Annotated in this window: 21 protein-coding genes; 11 read left to right on the top strand and 10 right to left on the bottom strand. The window is 68.6% G+C overall.

What is annotated here, in order from left to right; all coding sequences use genetic code 11:
• Nucleotides 1–5 precede the first annotated feature (5 nt).
• Nucleotides 6–791: an oxidoreductase gene (locus AB4Z09_RS11670; protein ID WP_174907922.1), complete on the bottom strand. Its 786-nt coding sequence runs from the start codon at nt 789–791 to the stop codon at nt 6–8.
• Nucleotides 792–1,034: 243 nt separating this feature from the next.
• Between AB4Z09_RS11670 and AB4Z09_RS11665 the strand changes: the two genes are divergently transcribed.
• Genes AB4Z09_RS11665 through AB4Z09_RS11655 form a run of 3 tightly spaced genes read left to right on the top strand, consistent with a single transcriptional unit; the run spans nt 1,035 to nt 3,044 of the window.
• Nucleotides 1,035–1,964: an ABC transporter ATP-binding protein gene (locus AB4Z09_RS11665; RefSeq protein ID WP_174907924.1), complete on the top strand. Its 930-nt coding sequence runs from the start codon at nt 1,035–1,037 to the stop codon at nt 1,962–1,964.
• Nucleotides 1,961–2,812, top strand: coding sequence for an ABC transporter permease (locus AB4Z09_RS11660; protein ID WP_442239764.1), 852 nt, complete (start codon nt 1,961–1,963; stop codon nt 2,810–2,812). The genes AB4Z09_RS11665 and AB4Z09_RS11660 overlap by 4 nt, the downstream gene beginning before the upstream one ends.
• Nucleotides 2,802–3,044: a helix-turn-helix transcriptional regulator gene (locus AB4Z09_RS11655; RefSeq protein ID WP_174907927.1), complete on the top strand. Its 243-nt coding sequence runs from the start codon at nt 2,802–2,804 to the stop codon at nt 3,042–3,044. The genes AB4Z09_RS11660 and AB4Z09_RS11655 overlap by 11 nt, the downstream gene beginning before the upstream one ends.
• A gap of 70 nt (nt 3,045–3,114) precedes the next feature.
• On the opposite strand, the gene AB4Z09_RS11650 is transcribed toward AB4Z09_RS11655, so the two are convergent.
• The 3 genes from AB4Z09_RS11650 to AB4Z09_RS11640 all read right to left on the bottom strand — a co-directional run bounded on the left by AB4Z09_RS11650 (nt 3,115) and on the right by AB4Z09_RS11640 (nt 5,377).
• A complete protein-coding gene (locus AB4Z09_RS11650) occupies nt 3,115–3,663 on the bottom strand; it encodes a flavin reductase family protein (protein ID WP_174907929.1) in 549 nt (182 codons plus the stop codon).
• Nucleotides 3,664–3,736: 73 nt separating this feature from the next.
• Nucleotides 3,737–4,261, bottom strand: coding sequence for a YbaK/EbsC family protein (locus AB4Z09_RS11645; protein WP_174907931.1), 525 nt, complete (start codon nt 4,259–4,261; stop codon nt 3,737–3,739).
• A gap of 15 nt (nt 4,262–4,276) precedes the next feature.
• Nucleotides 4,277–5,377, bottom strand: a complete 1,101-nt coding sequence (locus AB4Z09_RS11640; RefSeq protein ID WP_441346797.1) for a hypothetical protein — start codon at nt 5,375–5,377, stop codon at nt 4,277–4,279.
• Between the two features lie 128 nt (nt 5,378–5,505).
• On the opposite strand from AB4Z09_RS11640, the gene AB4Z09_RS11635 reads away from it, so the two are divergent.
• Nucleotides 5,506–6,081, top strand: coding sequence for a TetR/AcrR family transcriptional regulator (locus tag AB4Z09_RS11635; protein WP_174914395.1), 576 nt, complete (start codon nt 5,506–5,508; stop codon nt 6,079–6,081).
• Here AB4Z09_RS11635 and AB4Z09_RS11630 read toward each other — a convergent pair.
• Nucleotides 6,075–6,596, bottom strand: a complete 522-nt coding sequence (locus tag AB4Z09_RS11630) for a 2-oxo-4-hydroxy-4-carboxy-5-ureidoimidazoline decarboxylase (protein ID WP_442239763.1) — start codon at nt 6,594–6,596, stop codon at nt 6,075–6,077. The genes AB4Z09_RS11635 and AB4Z09_RS11630 overlap by 7 nt on opposite strands.
• Nucleotides 6,597–7,081: 485 nt before the next feature.
• Between AB4Z09_RS11630 and AB4Z09_RS11625 the strand changes: the two genes are divergently transcribed.
• The 4 genes from AB4Z09_RS11625 to AB4Z09_RS11610 are packed head-to-tail and all read left to right on the top strand — an operon-like array spanning nt 7,082 to nt 10,550.
• Entirely contained in the window at nt 7,082–7,447 is a 366-nt protein-coding gene (locus AB4Z09_RS11625) for a glyoxalase superfamily protein (RefSeq protein WP_442239762.1), read from the top strand.
• Nucleotides 7,448–7,485: 38 nt separating this feature from the next.
• The gene (locus AB4Z09_RS11620) at nt 7,486–7,923 is read left to right on the top strand and encodes a carboxymuconolactone decarboxylase family protein (protein ID WP_174907937.1); all 438 of its coding nucleotides are present in this window, start codon (nt 7,486–7,488) and stop codon (nt 7,921–7,923) included.
• A gap of 46 nt (nt 7,924–7,969) precedes the next feature.
• Entirely contained in the window at nt 7,970–8,800 is an 831-nt protein-coding gene (locus tag AB4Z09_RS11615) for a crotonase/enoyl-CoA hydratase family protein (protein WP_114723453.1), read from the top strand.
• A 52-nt stretch (nt 8,801–8,852) separates the two neighbouring features.
• Nucleotides 8,853–10,550, top strand: coding sequence for an MDR family MFS transporter (locus tag AB4Z09_RS11610; RefSeq protein WP_174907939.1), 1,698 nt, complete (start codon nt 8,853–8,855; stop codon nt 10,548–10,550).
• On the opposite strand, the gene AB4Z09_RS11605 is transcribed toward AB4Z09_RS11610, so the two are convergent.
• The 5 genes from AB4Z09_RS11605 to AB4Z09_RS11585 form a co-directional block, all read right to left on the bottom strand.
• Nucleotides 10,508–11,008 (bottom strand): hypothetical protein, encoded by a 501-nt coding sequence (locus AB4Z09_RS11605; protein WP_442239761.1) that lies wholly within the window; start codon nt 11,006–11,008, stop codon nt 10,508–10,510. The two genes, AB4Z09_RS11610 and AB4Z09_RS11605, sit on opposite strands and share 43 nt — an antisense overlap.
• A gap of 226 nt (nt 11,009–11,234) precedes the next feature.
• Nucleotides 11,235–12,086 (bottom strand): hypothetical protein, encoded by an 852-nt coding sequence (locus tag AB4Z09_RS11600; protein ID WP_442239760.1) that lies wholly within the window; start codon nt 12,084–12,086, stop codon nt 11,235–11,237.
• 210 nt (nt 12,087–12,296) lie between these two features.
• Nucleotides 12,297–13,496, bottom strand: a complete 1,200-nt coding sequence (locus AB4Z09_RS11595) for an RCC1 domain-containing protein (protein ID WP_442239759.1) — start codon at nt 13,494–13,496, stop codon at nt 12,297–12,299.
• Between the two features lie 197 nt (nt 13,497–13,693).
• Nucleotides 13,694–14,356, bottom strand: a complete 663-nt coding sequence (gene lexA / locus AB4Z09_RS11590; RefSeq protein ID WP_114723449.1) for a transcriptional repressor LexA — start codon at nt 14,354–14,356, stop codon at nt 13,694–13,696.
• Nucleotides 14,357–14,448: 92 nt separating this feature from the next.
• Entirely contained in the window at nt 14,449–14,940 is a 492-nt protein-coding gene (locus AB4Z09_RS11585; protein WP_114723448.1) for an inorganic diphosphatase, read from the bottom strand.
• A gap of 166 nt (nt 14,941–15,106) precedes the next feature.
• Between AB4Z09_RS11585 and dacB the strand changes: the two genes are divergently transcribed.
• From dacB to tilS, 3 genes are read left to right on the top strand one after another with little or no spacing between them, the layout of a single operon-like run.
• Nucleotides 15,107–16,519: a D-alanyl-D-alanine carboxypeptidase/D-alanyl-D-alanine endopeptidase gene (dacB, locus tag AB4Z09_RS11580; RefSeq protein WP_114723447.1), complete on the top strand. Its 1,413-nt coding sequence runs from the start codon at nt 15,107–15,109 to the stop codon at nt 16,517–16,519.
• Nucleotides 16,520–16,542: 23 nt separating this feature from the next.
• Entirely contained in the window at nt 16,543–17,595 is a 1,053-nt protein-coding gene (locus tag AB4Z09_RS11575) for a zinc-dependent metalloprotease (protein WP_174907943.1), read from the top strand.
• Nucleotides 17,596–17,597: 2 nt separating this feature from the next.
• Nucleotides 17,598–18,572, top strand: coding sequence for a tRNA lysidine(34) synthetase TilS (tilS, locus tag AB4Z09_RS11570; protein WP_174914399.1), 975 nt, complete (start codon nt 17,598–17,600; stop codon nt 18,570–18,572).
• Nucleotides 18,573–18,584: the final 12 nt, after the last annotated feature.

Genomic DNA, 18,584 nt, shown 5'->3' with positions numbered 1-18,584 from the left:
AGTGCTCACAGCGTTTTGATCAGCCCGCCGTCGATGACGACGTCGGCCCCGGTGATGTTGCCGGCCCTCTCGCTCGCGAGGTACAGCACCAGATCCGCCACCTCGTCGGGGCGGGTGAAGCGTCCGGTCTCGGACCCTGCGGCGGCGGCCTCGACGACCGCCTCCGCCGTGCTGCCGCTGACCCGGGCCACGGTGGACGCGACCCCGTCGTCGGCGAGCCACAGCGCAGTGGTGACCGGTCCGGGGCTGACCGTGTTGACCCGAATCTTCTGACCGGCAACCTCTTTGGAAAGCGATTTGCAGAAGTTGGTGAGTGCGGCCTTCGCGGCGGAGTAGTCGACCACCCCGGGATCGGGCAGGAACGCGTTGACCGAGCTGACGGTCACGACGGCCCCGCCGCCGCGCCGGACGAGTTGGGGGAGCGCGGCGCGGGTGGTCCGCACCGCGGACAGGAACGTCAGGGTCAGCGATGCCAGCCAGTCCTCATCGGAGATGCTCGCGAATCCGCCGGTCCGCGGCGTCACGGCGCCGGCGTTGTTGACGAGGATGTCCACGCCGCCGCGCTCGGTGGCCGCCTCGATCAGGGTCGCCGGGCCCTCGGCCGTGGACAGGTCACACGGAACGAACGTGACGTTGCCGTCGTTCTCCAGCGACTCGATTTCCGCAGTGCGAGTGCGTGATCCGGCGACGACGTGAGTGCCCTCGGATGCCAGGGCTGTGGTCACCGCAAGCCCGATGCCCTTGCTCGCGCCCGTGACGACGGCGGTCTTGCCGGCCAGGTGCAGGTCCATGACTTCTCGATCCCGTGGATCGGATGTGGTCGGCTCAATGCTACTGCCGGTCTCTGCGCGGGATCGCGGATCGGCACGGATCCCGGGCATAGAGCTGCCACGCCATCCCCATCTCCATGTTGTGTGCGGTCCCGGGTCTCGACGTCCTCGTGCCCGTTTCGAGAGGATTCGACGAAGCACTATCGCTGCAGAATGTAGTAGGTATGCTACAAATCATCGAAGGATCGTGACTGGGGAGGGTTCATGGCTTTGAGTAACGACGTTGTTCTCGACGTCGGCGCGTTGCGAATGCGCTACGCCGACGTCGATGTTCTGCGCGACGTGGCATTCCAGGCGCGGCGCGGCGAGGTGCTGGTCATGCTCGGCCCCAACGGCGCGGGCAAGACGACCACGATCGAGATCCTGGAAGGCTTCCGCAGACGCTCGGCGGGCCGCGTCGCCGTCCTGGGCGCCGATCCCGAACACGGCGACGAACAGTGGCGATCCCGGATCGGTGTCGTCCTCCAGTCCTGGCGCGACCACGCCAAGTGGCGGGTACACGAACTGCTCGACCATCTCGGCGCGTTCTACCGCCCCTATCTCGCGGAGCGATCTCGCGAGCCCTGGGACACAGACGAACTCATCGCCCTGGTCGGGCTCACCGCGCAGGCGGACGCGAAGGTCGCCGCACTGTCCGGTGGTCAGCGCCGCAGGCTGGACGTGGCGATCGGCATCGTGGGCCGTCCGGAACTGCTGTTCATGGACGAGCCGACCGCGGGCTTCGACCCCGCGGCCCGCCGGGACTTCCACGACCTGGTGCACCGCCTGTCCGATCTCGAGAACACGACGGTGCTGCTCACCACCCACGACCTCGACGAGGCGGAGAAGATCGCCGACCGGATCCTGATCCTGGCGGGCGGCCGCATCATCGCCGACGGTTCCGCCGACGAACTGTCACGCACGATCGCCGGCGAAGCCGAGGTGCGGTGGACCGTCGACGACCAGCGTTTCGTCCACACCACCACCGAGTCCACGAAGTTCGTCCACGAACTGTTCAAGCAGCACGGCGAGCGAATCGAGGACCTGGAGGTGCGCCGCGCCTCGTTGGAAGACACCTACATGACGCTGGTCCGTCGCCAGGAATCAGGCGAGGCCGAGGCCGCCGTCCACACACTCTCGGAGGTCGCACGATGAGACCGACAGGTACCGCTGTCCGCGCCGGTTTCACCCGTGGATGGATCGAGTTCCGTCAGCTGTACACCAACGCCCCCGACCTCATCGGCCAGTTCGCGATGCCGGTGATCGCGCTCGCCGCGCTCTACCTGCTGCGGAACCGGGAGTACGCGGGCAGCGATCTCTCGATCGCCGAGCTGGCACTGCCCGGCCTCATCGGCAGCATCATCGCGTTCAATGGCGTGTTCGCGATAACCAACGTGCTGGTGCTCGACCGGGAGGACGGCACACTGCTGCGGGCCAAGGCGGCACCCAACGGCATGATCGGCTATTTCATCGGCAAGATCCTTTCCGCGTCCGGATCGGTTCTGGTGCAGGTGGCCATCGTGATGGCGGCGGGGATGGTGATCATCGGCGGGTCTTCGCTGGACGGGGTGGGCGCGTGGACGACCTTCGTCTGGGTGGTGCTGCTCGGCCTGCTCGCCACGCTGCCGGCCGGGGCGATCCTCGGCGGCGTCCTCGAAGGTCCGCGCGCCACCTTCCTGCTGACGATGCCGATGATGGCGCTCGTCGCCATCTCGGGCATCTTCTATCCGATCACCGCACTGCCCGGCTGGCTCCAGGGCGTGGGTCAGGCGTTCCCGATCTACTGGGTCGGCCTGGGCATGCGTTCGGCGCTGCTGCCCGACGACGCGGCCGCGATCGAGATCGGCCAGTCCTGGCGGCACCTCGAGACGGCCGCGGTGCTGGGCGTTTGGGCGGTCGCGGGGCTGCTGATCGCGCCGGTAGTGTTGCGACGCATGGCGCGTCACGAATCAGGATCGAGCATGGCCGAGCGGCGGGACAAGGCGATGCAGCGTGCCTTCTGAAGTCATCTACAACCGGATCGCGATGCTGCGCGCCGAGCGGGGGATATCGCGGCGGGAACTGGCCGAGGCGCTCGGCGTGCACTATCAGACCGTCGGCTACCTCGAGCGCGGCGAATACAGTCCCAGCCTGCATCTGGCGTTGCGGATCGCCGCCTACTTCGACGTGGCGGTGGAGGTCGTGTTCTCCACCGAACCCTTTCCCCGACTGGGGTCGGCCGCCGAAACGGCGTGACGCTCCGGCCCGTGAACGGCTCCGGCCAGGCTCGTCGTGGACGAGCCTGGCCGGAACTCTGTCGAAGCGTCTAGTCGAGCGGTGCGGCGCGGTGGTAGCGGCCCTCGTGGTACAGCAGCGGAGCGGCCGCGGCCTCGTCGTCGTTCTCGTTGTGGATGCGGGTGATCAGGCCGATCACGAGGGTGTGATCGCCCGCGGGGATGAGCTGGTGGACCGTGGTGCGCATCCAGATCGGGGTGCCGTGCAGCACCGGCTCGCCCGTCTCGAGGCGGGACCACAGTGACTCGTCGCTGAAACGCTGGTCGGCGCTGCGTGAGAAGCGCTGCGACAGGTGCTGCTGGTGCTCGCCCAGCAGGTGCACGACGATCGAATCGGCGGCCTGCAGCGCGTTGATGCTCGACGAGTTCAGCGCGATGTTGAACGAGATCAGCGGCGGATTCATCGACAGCGACGCGAACGACGTCGCGGTGAAGCCGACCGGACCGGACTCCGAGTCGAGGGTGACGATCGTGACGCCGGCCGGGTGGCGGCGCATGGCCGCCTTGTACTCGTCGTTGCCGATGCCCTCCTCGCTCGGGACGACGGTGAGGTCGGGCGCATTCTCGACGTGCTGTGACAAGGCATTCTCCGATTCGGACCTGATTGACTGCCGTCACTATAGGGCCGGGCTCACAGACCAGGCATGCTTACGCTCACTCAGCGGGCAACTGGTTTTCGTGTCCCATCGCGGCGTCCTCGGCCGGTCGGCCCATGTCGACGGCCAGACCCGCCGTCACCCGCAGCAACTCCGGGAAGGTGGTCCGGAAGACCGTGTCCGGGTGCCCGGCCGCCGCCCACAGATCCGGATGGCCGGCCAGGGCGCTGTCGAGGTAGGTGGGCAGATTGGTGGGATGCCCCAGCGGCGCGACCCCGCCGATCGGTTGGCCGGTGACCTCCCGGACCACGTCGAGCGGGGCCCGCGACAGCGTGCCCTGCAGACGGACGCCCGTGGCGGCCACGTCCACCTCGTGCGCCCCCGACACCAGCAGCAGCACCGGTTCGTCGTCGAGCAGGAACACCAGCGACTTGACGATGGCACCGAGTTGCACGCCCAGCGCCTCCGCCGCCTCCGCGGCACTGTGCGTCGGCGCGGGCTGGGTGACGATGACCCCGTGGTGTCCGCGCGCGATCAGCGTGTCGGCGACGTGCGCCGCATTGGGATGCAGCAGCCTGGGCATGTTCTCAGGGTAGGACTAACTCGCGGCATGGGTAGGCGTATGCGTGAGCGAAGTCCGGGTCCGGCGTGTTCGCCGCGCGGTGAAGCCGAGCAGCATCGCCGCACCGACCGCGGCGTACAGCGCGAGGGCGAGCGCCGGCTGGCCGAGACCGACGTTGTCGAAGTACACGATGCTGCGCACACCCTCGGTGCCCGCGCCGGGGGTGATCCACTGCCCGATCGCGGCGTAGAAGCTGGGAATCACGTTCGCGCCGAATGCGCCACCCGCGCTCGGATTGCCCAACACCACGAACACCGCGATCGCGAGCGGGACCGCGAGAATGCCCACCGCGGCCCGCAGTCCGAGCGTGAACAGCGCCGTCGCGAACACCACGCCCGTGCCCAGCAGCCACAGCGGGAACCAGTGTCCGGCAAACGTTCCCAGCAGGTGCGTCGTGATCAGCGCGCCCAGGGCGCCCGACACCACCGAATAGCCGAACAGGACCGCGATGTGCGTCCACGCCTGACGCATCGTCGACGGCGCTCCGATGATGAGGCCGATCGCCGCGGCCAGCAGGTAGCCGCCGACGACCCAGCCGATCGACAGGTAGAAGCCCGAGAGCCCGCGGTTGTCGTGGGCGCCGACGGGGATCTCGTCGCGCACCACCAGCTGCCGGTCCTGATCCGCCGCGACCCGGTCGAAGACCGCCTCGAGCGCGGATGCGATCGAGCTGCCACCGGCGCTCGCGGTGATCAGGGTGTCCGTTCCGCTCGGGTCGATGACGTATGCGCCCTGGATCTCGCGGTCCCGCAGCAGGCGTCGGACCTCCGAGGTGTCGGACGCGACGCGTGCGTCCAGCGGATGTCCGTCGAGCGCGTTCAGCTTGTCCACCGACTGCTGTCCGACGCCCTCCGGGATGCCGCGGGCCGTGACGACGGCGACCGTGATGTCCCGTGGCGTCGGCTGATGGAACGCGGCGACGTAACTGAGGATGAAGCCGAGCTGCAGCGCCAGGACGCCGATGACCAGCGCGGCCATGACCTTGCCGCTGCCGAACCGCTCGAGCGGGCTGCGGTGCGCGGGCGGGGGCGTGGCGGTTGCCGCGGGGATGGTCGGTGTCTCGGTCGATGTGGTCACGGGCGTCCTCGAAGTCTGGGTGGGCCCCGGCGGTCTTGTCGATACCGCGGGTATTGAATACCGTAGGTATCGTGACTGGTAGTCGTCAAGACGAGGTGGCCGCAACGGCGCGTCCGGCCCGGGATGTGGTGCGCGGACGCATTCTGGACGCGGCCGCCGACGAGTTCGCCGAACGCGGCTTCGCCGCCGCCCGCCTCGCCGAGATCGCGCGTCGGGCAGGGTTCACGAAGGGCGCGGTGTACTCGAACTTCGAGTCCAAGCAGGACCTGTTCGCGGAGCTGTTCGCACAGCGGTCCCTCGAACTCGCCGGCCGGGTCCTCGCCGAGATCTCCGGACTCGACCCCGCCGACGCGGTGGGCAAGGGCGGCGCGGAGGTGGCGTCGGCCCTCATCGCGGATCCGGGATGGTCGCTGCTGGTCCTCGAGTTCGGGGTCCAAGCGGGCCGCGACCCGAACATCAAACAGGCCTATCTACGCGAACGCCGTTATCTGCGCGGCAAACTCGTCGAACTGATCGGCGACCGCGCCCGCGAGTGGGGCGTCGACCTCGACGTGCGGACCACCGCGATCTCGTTGATGGCGCTCATCTCCGGCCTGGTCCTCGAGCACTCCGTCGATCCCGAGGAAGTGGACCAGCGCGCGATGGGCGCCGCCGTGACCGCGCTGTTCGCCGGCGCCGTCGCCCGGGCCACCCGTCGTCAGTAGTCCGGGAACCCGCCCTCCGGTCCGAGCATCCGTTCGAGCCGCGTGCGGGTGATCGTCGCGAGCTCCGCGGTGCGGACATCACGCTCGGTCTCGAGATCGTGGCTCATCCGGGCCGTGAGATTCGCCAGCAGTGCGCGCCCGTCCCGGCCGTCGGCGCACCAGACGTACCGGAACCCGAACCGCTCCTCGTACGCGGAACCGGCCTCGTCGAGCATGCCCATCGAGGCCGCGTCCTCGACCCACACCGCGCACTGCTCCCGATACGACTGCAGGCTCCGGGCCCGGGACCCGATCCGGGGGTGGCCCTGCAGGACCTGCTGGATCTCCTGCTCGGGCAGGATTCGCAGTTCCTTCTCCGCTCGGCTCAGCAGATCGGTGTGCGTGGCATACGCGCGGCCGTCGGCCAGGCGGGCCGACCACGGCAGGCTGGAACAGCACTCGAACAGTGCGTGCACCGCGCGTCGGCGCGGCAGGTCGTTGAACCGGTCCAGGCCGATTCCCTGGTGCATCAGCATGCGCATCCTCCGCTCGGCGTCGCGGACGTGCCCGTGCGGGCAGTTCGATCATCCGCCGTTCGCGGGCGGGAACCGGCCGGTCGGCGCTGATGTTTGCACACAATTAACGAGTCGCACCGGATTGTGCGGATTCGGTGACGATCGAACCGCCGGTCTGGTCCAGCCGGGTCCACTCGGCGAAACCAAATCGCGCGGTGCGCTTGCTTGCTGCGATGCGCAGGATGTCATCGAGGTCGAAACCGTGGAACGCGGCGATTCCGAGCTGCGGTCAGTTGCCGCACCACCGGCGTCTCTCCGTTCGAACGGATGATCTCCGGGATTCGACCTCTCACAAGCTTGCCCAAGACCGATCTGCCTCCTTCGTGCGCCTTGCCCCGGTAGTTCTTCAGGCGGGCACCGACAGAGGAATCACGAGTCGGGCGCACCGGTTCCCTCGAACGGGGAGAATCGAATGCGTCCGTCCACGCCTGGGGCAGGAGGACTTCATGCGCGTCACCCGTATCACCGCCAATCTTCGTGTGCCCGACGTCGATGCTGCCAAACGCTTCTACACGGACTACCTCGGGTCGAGCACCGAGGAATTCGACATGGGCTGGGTCGCTCGTTGCACCGCGCCGGGCACCGGGGCGAGCGTCCAGCTCGTCACGAAAGATGCTTCCGCTCCTGAGGATTCGGTCGTATCGGTTCACATCGACGACGTGGACGCGGCATACGCGGAAGCGCAGGAGCACGGTTACGAGATCGTGTACCCGCTGACCACCGAGCCGTGGGGAGTTCGCAGATTCTTCGTCCGAGCACCGGACGGCAACATTCTGAATATCGTGAGACATCGGGAAGGGCCACATCGGTAACGACCCCGTCGGACGTGCCTGCGTCGAAAGGAATCCGCATGAGCTCCGTGAACCTCAGCAAGCAGCACCCGGACGCGTACAAGCAGTTGGGCGCCTTGAACGCGCGGGCCGAAACGGCCGTGCAGGAGTCGGGGCTGGACCAGCTGCTGGCCGAACTGGTCAAGATCCGCGTCTCGCAGATCAACGGCTGCGCGTTCTGTCTGCGCATGCACACCCGCGACGCCATCTCGAAGGGGGAGACCAGCGATCGTCTGGCGGTCGTGGCGGCGTGGTGGGAGTCGCAGTACTTCAGTGCGCGGGAGCGCGCCGCCCTGGCCCTGGCGGAACAGGTCACCCGGCTCTCGGTCCCGGACACACGTACGTGGGACGACGGATCCCTGACCGCCGAGCAGGCGTCGGCGGTCAGCTGGCTCGCCGTCGTGATGAATGCGTGGAACAGGGTCGCGATCACCAGCCACTACCCGGTTGCCCCCTGACGACCGGGTCTTCGCCTGCCCGAGCCGCAAAGGTTACTCTCGAGTAATGACGGAAAAGCAGAGCTGGAAGGCGTTCACAGTCGAGCGCAAGGACCACGTCGCCCAGGTGACGCTCATCGGCCCCGGCAAGGGCAATGCGATGGGCCCGGACTTCTGGGAGGAACTGCCCGACATCTTTGCCGAACTCGACGCCGACCCCGAGGTCCGTGCCGTCGTGCTCGCCGGATCTGGTAAGCACTTCTCCTTCGGCCTGGACCTGCCCGCGATGAGCGGCGGCTTCGGCGCCGTCCTCGCCGACAAGGCCCAGGCCGGACCTCGTACCGATTTCCACAACCTCATCAAGCGGATGCAGTCCGGCATCAACGCCGTCGCGGACTGCCGCAAGCCCGTCGTCGCCGCGATCCAGGGCTGGTGCATCGGCGGCGGCGTCGACCTGATCTCGGCCGCCGACATCCGATACGCGAGCGCCGACGCCAAGTTCAGCATCCGCGAGGTCAAGGTGGCCATCGTCGCCGACATGGGCAGTTTCGCCCGCCTGCCCGCGATCATCGGTGACGGGCACCTGCGTGAGCTCGCGCTGACCGGCAAGGACATCGACGCCGCCCGCGCGGAGAAGATCGGTCTGGTCAACGACGTGTTCGAGGACGCCGACGCGGTCCTGGCCGCGGCTCACGCGACCGCCGCCGACATCGCGGCGAACCCGCCGCTCGTGGTGCACGGCGTCAAGGACGTGCTCGACCACGGCCGTTCCGCGGCGGTGAACGACAGCCTGCGTTACGTGGCCGCGTGGAATGCGGCCTTCCTGCCGTCGGAAGACCTGACCGAGGCCATCACGGCGGTGTTCCAGAAGCGTCCGCCCGAGTTCAAGGGTCGCTAGGCTCGAAAGGCGTTTGCCACTGCAGTTGTGAGAGCGACGGCGAGGGACCGACATGGCCGAGGAACCTCAGGATTCTGATCGGGACGTCGAGTCCGCCGTCGCGCCGGAGGGTTCCGGGCAGCAGGTCACGTTCACGCACCGCCAGATCCTGGCGATCCTCAGTGGCCTGCTGCTCGGAATGTTCCTCGCGGCGCTCGACCAGACCGTGGTCGCCACCGCGATGCGCACCATCGCCGACGACCTCGACGGGTATGCGCTGCAGGCGTGGGTGACCACCGCCTATCTCATCACCGCGACCCTGGTCACCCCGCTGTACGGGAAGCTCTCCGACATCCACGGGCGCAAGCCGTACTTCATGGCCGCGATCGTTCTGTTCGTGATCGGGTCGATCCTGTGCACGTTCGCGCAGTCGATGTACATGCTGGCGGTGTTCCGGGCAATTCAGGGACTCGGTGCCGGCGGCCTGTTCTCGCTGGCGCTGGCCATCGTCGGCGACATCGTCCCACCGCGCGAACGCGCGAAATACCAGGGCTACTTCCTGGCGGTGTTCGGCACGTCGAGCGTGCTCGGGCCGGTGATCGGCGGCGTGCTCGCGGGGCAGGACGAGATCCTCGGGATCGCGGGCTGGCGGTGGGTGTTCCTGGTCAACGTGCCGATCGGACTGGTCGCGCTCGCGGTGGTGTGGCGGGTCCTGCACCTGCCACCCGTGCACCGCATGATGCGGATCGACTGGTGGGGTGCGCTGGTCCTCGCGATCGGGCTGGTGCCGCTGCTGGTGGTCGCCGAGCAGGGGCGCACCTGGGGCTGGAGCAGCGAGAAGGCCCTGATCTGTTACGGAATCGGCGTCGTCGGCGTACTCGGATTCGTCGCCGTCGAATACGCCATGCGCGACGCTGCGCTGTTCCCGCTGCACTTCTTCCGCGGCCAGACCTTCGCCCTCGGCGTGCTCATCAGCTTCCTGGTCGGTGCCGTGATGTTCGGTGCCATCACCGTGATCCCGCAGTTCCTGCAGGTGGTGAAGGGGTCGAGTCCGACGATGGCCGGCTTCCAGATGCTGCCCGCCGTGCTGGGCATAGCGCTCGGATCGATCCTGTCCGGTCAGCTGATCGCCAGAACCGGCCGCTACCGGATCTTCACGATCGTCGGCGCCGTGCTGATCGCCGTCGCAGCCCTGCTGCTGCACACCGTGACCGCGCAGACCAGCCTGCCGGTGTTCATGGTGTTCATCTTCGTGCTCGGCCTGGGCCTCGGTAATCTGCTGCAGCCGCTGACCCTCGCGATCCAGAATGCGTTGCCGCCCAAGGACATGGGCGTCTCGACCGCAGCCGCCACGTTCTTCCGACAGATCGGCGGCACACTGGGCGTCGCGCTGTTCCTGTCGATCCTGTTCGCCCAACTGACGCCGGCGATCACCACCCAACTGCACGACGCTGCCCAGTCGCCCGAGTTCCAGCAGGCCGTCGCGGCCGGGGTGAACAGTGCCAACCCCGTCGAAGCCGGGATCGCGCGCGGCCTCATGAGCGGAGACCCGACCGCCGCACAAGCCGCGATGAACGACACGTCGTTCATCGAGCAACTGAATCCGACGCTCGCCGCACCGTTCAAGGACGGCTTCGCGACCGCGTTCGAGACGGTCTACCCGCCGATCGTCGTCCTCGCCGTCGCGTCGCTGGTGCTGATCCTGATCTGGCGCGAGGTGCCGCTGCGTCAGAAGTCGGGCATCGACGAGGCACGATCCGACATCGGCTGACGTGTGCCCATGACGTCCGCGGCATCTCCATCCACCAGATCGCTGGACAGCAGGCCCGGCGACCGACAGGGACTTGTGCGTAATCGAGTTCGATACGGTTGGACCGATATCGGGCGTAACAACGAATTCGACTCGCCGACAAAGGGTTCTGCGCTCGACATGCCGACCGCAAGCTGGGCTGGATGGATGACCTCACCGTCGTCGTGGAAGTTGTGTGCGGTGCGTCCCAGAACTGATGCGTTCCAGTGAGAGCCGGCGAGATCACGGAAACCTGCCAGCACTCCTTCGTTCATGAACGCTGCAGGAATCTCAGATAGAACGCCGTGAACACCAGGACGATCCCGACATTCACCATCAACCGCCCCCAGAAATGGTGCCTGAAGAACAGGACGTCCACTAACAACCACTACGGCTACCAGCGCGAGCACGTAGAGCACGACGGTTGCCTGTCTTCCCACCTTTCCTTTCTACTCTCCGAGTTCTCCTGCACAGACTGTCGTGTTCGACGCTCGCTGACCGAGGTCGAAGAACGAACGATATCTTTAGCCTGCGGCGGCACTGGTCCGTTGAGCTGCGCTCTTGGGTCATGGACGATGTCCACAACGGGGTGTTGGCCAGGGATTCGCTGCTGATTTCGCGGAGCCCTTTGTTATCGAGTCGATACTGTGGGATGGCGAAGTCAGATCACTCATCGTCGAGGGAAGGTTCTTCCAGTTCGAGTAGTGCGGCATCGTCCGGGTGGAGGTTCTCGTTCGGTTGCACCGAGCGGGTCAGCGAATCGTCCCGCCGCATCGCGGCATCGCTGCTGCACTCCTGGAAGTAGACCCCGACCAGTTCCTGGGACCGGTCCCATTGCTCCTTCAGACCGGACGCGACGGCCTTGACCCGCAACTGCGAACGGAGGTCGAGGGCAGCGGCGGACCTCATCGGCGGGGAGGCGCGAACCTGGTCGACGTAGTCGTCGAACCCGATAGCCGCGACATCCCCGACCGTGTTGACGATCGCCGGCCAGTTCTGCCCCAGATGGTCGAGGAGATCACCGTCCGTGATGGTCGTCGACTCGATGTGTCGAACGATCGTCTCAAGCGATCTGTTCGGGTCGTCGTACACACCGTCCCGCTGTGCTTGACGAAGCCATTCCATCTCCACGGCCGTTGCATCACCTGGAACCGATGCCGCGAGCTCGAACGCCTCGCTGGCGGACAATTGTGTACCGGTAGCGACCTGCCGTCCCCACGCGGCGCCGCGGACGCGCAGCAACTCTCCTGCGCGCTGCATGACGTCCGTCAATCGCTGCGCTGTGCCGGCGGCTGCGGGTCCATCGCCTTCGGAGGCGCCGGGGGCACATGCCCTGCGTGGTTCAGCGCTCGCCGCGGGGTGATTGATCTGCGCCGCGGGGTGGTTGATCTGTTTGTTGGTGGCGGTGGACGTGTCCTTGGACTGGTACTTCCACGCTCCGATCGTCACGGCGGTGAGGACCACGACTGCCGCAACGACCACGAGAGTTGTCAGCCCCTGCTTCCGTGGCGACTGCACGCTCACCGTCCCTTCAACACCGTCTCCGTGGATTGGTCTGGAGAAACTGGAAACCAATGCGAACGCTACCGGGCAGGCGGTTTCGCTGATCGGCCGATGGGAAGTTGCTTGTCGGTGAATGTCTTCGAGGTCACTCGCTGTTTGTGACACTCGTGGCCGCCCACCCCGCAGGGTGGGCGGCCACAGAGTTGGTGGTGTGGTGGGAGCCGGTCAGGATCCGAAGATCGGGCCGAGGGAGCCGGTTGCCGAGGATTCGGAGGTGACCGACGCGAGCGCGAGGGAATGGAAGCCGCCGGCGGCGACGGCGGTGTAGGTCTGCCCGATAGGCGGCGCCGGCACGACGGACACCTCGTAGGCGTTGTTTCCCCAGCCGATCACCTGTCCGGCGGAGGTCAACGCGACGGAATGGGCGCGGCCAGCGGCGATCGCGGTGTAGGTCTGCCCGGCCGGCGGGGCCGGCACGGCGGTCTGCTTGAATTCGTTGCTTCCCCAGGCGATCACCTGTCCGGCGGAGGTCAACGCGAGGGAATGGGAGCGGCCGGCGGCGATCGCGGTGTAGGTCTGCCCGGCCGGCGGCGCCGGCACGGCGGTCTGACCCTCGTAGTTGTATCCCCAGGCGATCACCTGCCCGGCGGAGGTCAGTGCCAGCGAATGGGAGTAGCCGGCGGCGATCGCGGTGTAGGTCTGCCCGGCCGGCGGCGCCGRCACGGCGGTCTGACCCTCGTTGGTGTATCCCCAGGCGATCACCTGTCCGGCGGAGGTCAGTGCGAGGGAATGGAAGCCGCCGGCGGCGATCGCGGTGTAGGTCTGCCCGGCCGGCGGGGCCGGCACGGCGGTCTGACCCTTGTAGTCTCCCCAGGCGATCACCTGACCGGCGGAGGTCAACGCGAGGGAATGGGAGCCGCCGGCGGCGACGGCGGTGTAGGTCTGCCCGGCCGGCGGGGCCGGCACGGCGTTCTGACCGTTGTCGCCCTCGGGGGCCACCTGCCCGTTGTCGTTGTTTCCCCAGGCGGCCACCTGCCCGGCGGAGGTCAACGCGAGGGAATGGTAGAGGCCGGCGGCGATCGCGGTGTAGGTCTGCCCGGTAGGCGGCGTCGGCACGGCGGTCTGCCCGTCGTAGTTGTATCCCCAGGCGATCACCTGGCCGCCGGGCGGGACCGGGACCCCGACCGGGGCCGCGGCCGCGGGAGCGGCCAGCGCCACGGCGATACCGGTCGCGGCGAGAGCCGTCAGGACCGTACGCCGGAATCGGGGCGCGCGGCGGCCGGTCGAGTGTCGGGGCGGAGCGTCCCCACCGTGTGGTGAGGCCGGGGCGGCGAGCAGCATCGAGATCGGTTCCTTCGTATGAGAGTGGTGAACGGTGACCACCAGCAGGCGGACGTAGCGGCGGCACCACTCGGAAGCAGGCAAAACCGGATAGTCGCCCACTGCAAATTCGCACCATAACAGGGCAAATCGGAGGGCATAAGTGGCAATCAGGAGAGATAGCCGAAAGTGGCCAAATACCGAGGGCGCATCCGGGACGTCGGCCGCAACTCGCGGTCGAGATTTGCGAGCGCAGCGCGCGAAGTCGAGCCGAGGGACGTTCGTTCGCGTGCGTAGCGGGATCAGATCCGCCGCATCACCGACACCACCTTGCCGAGGATGACGGCCTCGTCGCCGTCGATGACCTCGTAGGCGGGGTTGCGGGGCTCGAGGTACACGTGGCCGTTCCGTCGGCGCAGCACTTTCACTGTGGCCTCGCCGTCGATCATCGCGGCGACGATCTCGCCGGAATGGGCCTCGTCCTGGCGGCGCACCACGACGGTGTCGCCGTCGCAGATCGCGGCGTCGACCATGGACTCGCCGCGCACCCGCAGCGCGAACACGGTGCCGGAGCCGACGAGCTCACGCGGCAGGGCCAGTACCTCGTCGGCGTGCTCCTCCGCGAGAATCGGTGCGCCGGCCGCGATGTCACCGACGACGGGAACCGCCACCGTGTTCTCCGTCGCCCGTCCCGGCGCGGAACCGGCGAGGAAGGGGCGCACGTCCAGCTGGCGGGTCATCGCCCCGCCGCGGCGCAGGAAACCGCTGTCCTCGAGGATCCGCAGATGCTTGGACACCGTCGACGTCGAACGCAGTCCCACCGCGTCCGCGATCTCACGGGTACTCGGCGGGCACCCGTACGCGTCGACCCAGTCCCGGATCGTCAGCAGGATCCGTTGCCGGCGGGGCGGCAGGGTGGAGGCGTCGAGGCCACCGAACATGTCGAGATCGTCGTAACCGGTCACCCGGCGAATGGTAGTGGGGGCCGGGGACACCCCCGGAAACAGCGAAGGTGTGGGACCACGAACGTGATCCCACACCTTCACCGGTGGTTACTTCAGTGTCCGCCGTTCGCCTTCAGACGCTCGACGGCCTCCGCGATGACCTTCTCCGCCTCGGCGCGACCGACCCAGTCGGCGCCCGTGACGTGCTTGTTCGGCTCGAGATCCTTGTAGTGCACGAAGAAGTGCTTGATCGCGTCCAGTTCGAACTGCGCGACGTCGGCCAGGTCCTGGATGTGATCCCAGCGCGGGTCACCCGCGGGGACACACAGCACCTTGTCGTCGCCGCCGGCCTCGTCGACCATCTTGAACATGCCGACCGGGCGAGCCTCGACGATGACGCCGGGGAACACGGACTCGGGCAGCAGCACCATCGCGTCCAGCGGATCGCCGTCCTCGCCGAGGGTGTTCTCGATGTAGCCGTAGTCGGCGGGGTAGCCGAAGGAGGTGTAGAGGTAGCGGTCCAGCTTCACGCGGCCGGTCTCGTGATCGACCTCGTACTTGTTGCGCTGGCCCTTGGGGATTTCGATGGTGACGTCGAACTCCACGTCTTGTCCTCACTGTCCTGTCTGCGGCTGCCGCCTCGGTAGACGGTTCGGGAAAAGGGTAGCGGGTCGGCGATACTGTGTTGTGCAGGTGCCGGGCACTTGGTCGGCCCCTCGCGCGAAACGGTCTGAGTAGTCCGAGAAGTCGGTGGAGCGAGAACCCGGAGGGATGTTGGCGGGCGAGGGAAAGAAGAAGATCGGCACCCTGGCGGGGCGTCGACGCCGAAATATCCGGATCCTGATGGCGTTGGCGGCTGTGCTCGTCCTCGCCGCCGCCGGCACCACGATCGTGGTGATGCAGCGCGGGACCGCCACCGCCGCCGAGGACGTGGTCGCCGCGCCCCCGGAGCCGTCGCCCATCAGCGCGACACCGCAGGTGGCGCCGCTGTCCGACGACGCCCCGATGCCGACGCCGCAGGCACTGGCGGCGGCCCTCGCGCCGGTCGTGGCCAACCCCGCGCTCGGCGCGTTCACCGGTTCCGTCGCCGACGCCCTCACCGGCAACGTGCTGTGGAGCCAGAACCCGGACACCCCGATGACGCCGGCATCGACCACCAAGATCCTCACCGCGGCCGCCGCGATGCTCGCGCTGCCCGCCGACCACCGGGTCGCGACGCAGGTGGTGCAGGGCTCGCGGCCCGGTGAGATCGTCCTCGTCGGCGACGGCGACCCGACGCTCACCGCGCAGCCGGCAGGGCAGCCGGGCTACTACCCGGGGGCACCGCGCATCGCGGACCTCGTCGAGCAGATCCAGCGCGCGGGCGCGCCGGTGGACAGCATCGTCGTCGACACCAGCGCGTACACCGGCCCGACGATGGCACAGGGCTGGATGCCCGACGACGTCGCCGCCGGCTACATCGCGCCCACCGAACCGCTCATGATCGACGGTGGCCGGATCTCGCCGCTCGCCGACGAGTCGCCGCGCAGCGCCACCCCCGCGCTCGACGCCGGCCGCGTCCTGGCGCAGGCCCTCGGCATCGACCCCGCCCGTGTCACCCTCGGCAAGGCCGAATCCGGTGCCGCCCCCGTCGCGAGCGTGCTGTCGGCGCCGCTGCGCGACCGGCTCGGTCAGATGATGCGCAAGTCGGACAACGTGCTCGCCGAGGCCATCGCCCGCGAGGTCGCGGGCGCGAAGAACGCCGAACGATCGTTCGCGGGTGCCACCGCGTCCATCTCGCAGACGCTGTACGACGCCGGTTTCGGGATGGACGGGCTCACCCTGCACGACGGCAGCGGCCTGTCCGTCGACAACCGCATTCCCGCCCGGCTCCTCAACGAGACGCTCACGGCCGCGGCCGGCGACACCAAGCCGCAGTTGCGGCCCATGCTCGACGACCTGCCCGTCGCCGGCGCCACCGGCACGCTCTCGGACCGGTACGCCTCGGGGGACCGGACCGGCGCGGGTTGGGTGCGGGCCAAGACGGGAACTCTCTCGGTCGCCAGCGTGTTGACCGGATATGTCGTCGACGTCGACGGCCGGGTCCTCACCTTCGCGCTGATGTCCAACAACAGTCCACCGGAGGCGAGCCGTCCCGCGCTGGACGCGGTCGCCGGGGCGCTGCGGCTGTGCGGATGCCGGTGAGTTGAGGGGAAGTGAGCGGTGAGGTGACGGAGCCGGAGAGCGGATTCGGGAATGCGGTGGACTGGAGTCTGGCCGCCCGGACGGGTGCGCGGCTGGCTCCGGCCGGGCCGTCGACGTCCCGGTACACCGCGCAGTCGGTGGTGGCGGAACTCGAGTCCGCGTCGATCCGGGCGGAGGGCCCGGTCCGGGAGGTCACCGGTCTCGCGGACGGGCTGCCGATCCCGACCGCGCAGGTCGTGGACCGGGCCGGCTGGATCCGTGCCGCCGCGCACTCGATGGCGCAGCTGACCGGGACCGACATCGATGCCGCGCAACGCACGCTGATCGCCGGCAAGCCCGGTGGTGTGCAGGCCGGAGCGATGCTGGCCTACCTGTCGTCCGCGATTCTCGGCCAGTACGACCCGTTCACCGGCGAACACGGCACCCTGCTGCTGGTGGCGCCCAACGTGCTGCAGGTCGAGCGCACCCTGAAGGTGCCGCCCAGCGACTTCCGGCTGTGGGTGTGCCTGCACGAGGTGACCCACCGGGTGCAGTTCTCGTCGGCGCCGTGGATGGGCGAGTACATGCGCCAGTCCGTCGCCACCCTCGGCGAGTCGACCGACGAGCCGATGGGCGAGTTCGTCGCCCGGCTGTCCGGGGCACTGCGCGACCGCCGCCGCGGCGAGGACCTGCCCGCCGACCAGCGCGGAGTCATCGGGCTCCTGCGGGCCACCCAGGCCGAACCGCAGCGCCGAGCGCTGGACCGGATGCTGATGCTCGGCACCATCCTCGAAGGGCACGCCGACCACGTGATGGACGCCGTCGGGCCCGAGGTCGTGCCGTCGGTGGTGCGGATCCGCAATGCGTTCGACGCGCGCCGCCGCCGCAAGAGCAACCCGGTGCAGCGACTGGTGCGGGCACTGCTCGGCATGGACGCCAAGATGGCGCAGTACGTGCGCGGCAAGAGCTTCGTCGACGCCGTCGTCGCGCGCGTGGGTATGGAGCAGTTCAACGCCGTCTGGTCCGGGGCCGAGGCCATGCCGACCGTCGACGAGATCGACAACCCCGACGCCTGGATCACCCGGGTGCTGGGGTGACGGTGCCCGCCGTCCTGCCCGAGGCCCCCGCGATCCTCGAGATCCGGCACGCGGTGCGTGCGTGGCTGGCGCGGCACGAACCGGCCGGTGGTGTCGTCGTCGCGCTCTCGGGCGGGGCGGACTCGCTCGCGCTGACCGCGGCCGCCGTCGCCGAGGCACCCGCGGTGCGGGCACTGGTCGTCGACCACCGCCTGCAGGACGGGTCCGGTGACGTCGCCGCCGTCGCGGCCTCCCGGGCACGCGCATTGGGCTGCGCCGGCGCCGACGTCGTGGCGGTGGACGTGACGGGCCCGGGAGGACTCGAGGCCGCCGCCCGCGCCGCCCGGTACGCCGCTCTCGATGCGGGCCGGAGCGGTCGGCCCGTCCTGCTCGGGCACACCCTCGACGACCAGGCCGAGACGGTGCTGCTCGGTCTGGCCCGGGGTTCCGGGGGACGCTCGATCCGTGGCATGGCCGAGTACGACGTGCCGTGGGGGCGTCCGTTGCTCGGGGTGCGCCGCGCGACGACACGGACCGCGTGCGCCGAACTGGGGCTCGAACCGCACGAGGACCCACACAACTCCGATCCCGGGTTCACCCGGGTGCGGCTGCGCACCGAGGTGCTGCCGCTGCTCGAGGACGTCCTCGGGGGCGGTGTCGCCCCGGCCCTGGCCCGCACCGCCGAGCAGCTCCGCGAGGACGGCGAGGTGCTCGACACACTTTCCCGACAGGCGCTGGCGGCGGCCCGCGACGGCGACGACCTCGTAGTCGAGCGGCTGATCGATGTCCCGGTCGCGGTGCGGCGCCGTGTCCTGCGGTTGTGGCTCCACGACCGCGGTGCGAAGGCGTTGACCGACCGGCAGTTACGTGCCGTGGACGAACTGGTCGGGCGGTGGCGGGGGCAGGGTGGTGTCGCAGTCGGGGGCGGAAGACCGGGAGTCAGGTTGGTTGCATCCCGGCGGCGTGGCAGGCTGTCGGCGGGGTTCGTGAACGACTGAAGGGAATGCTCC

The organism is Rhodococcus sp. TAF43, assembly GCF_052113525.1.
In the GTDB taxonomy this organism is placed as follows: Bacteria; Actinomycetota; Actinomycetes; order Mycobacteriales; family Mycobacteriaceae; genus Prescottella.
The sequence above is the reverse complement of the archived record's forward strand: the minus strand, read 5'-3'. Positions and strand labels throughout refer to the sequence as shown.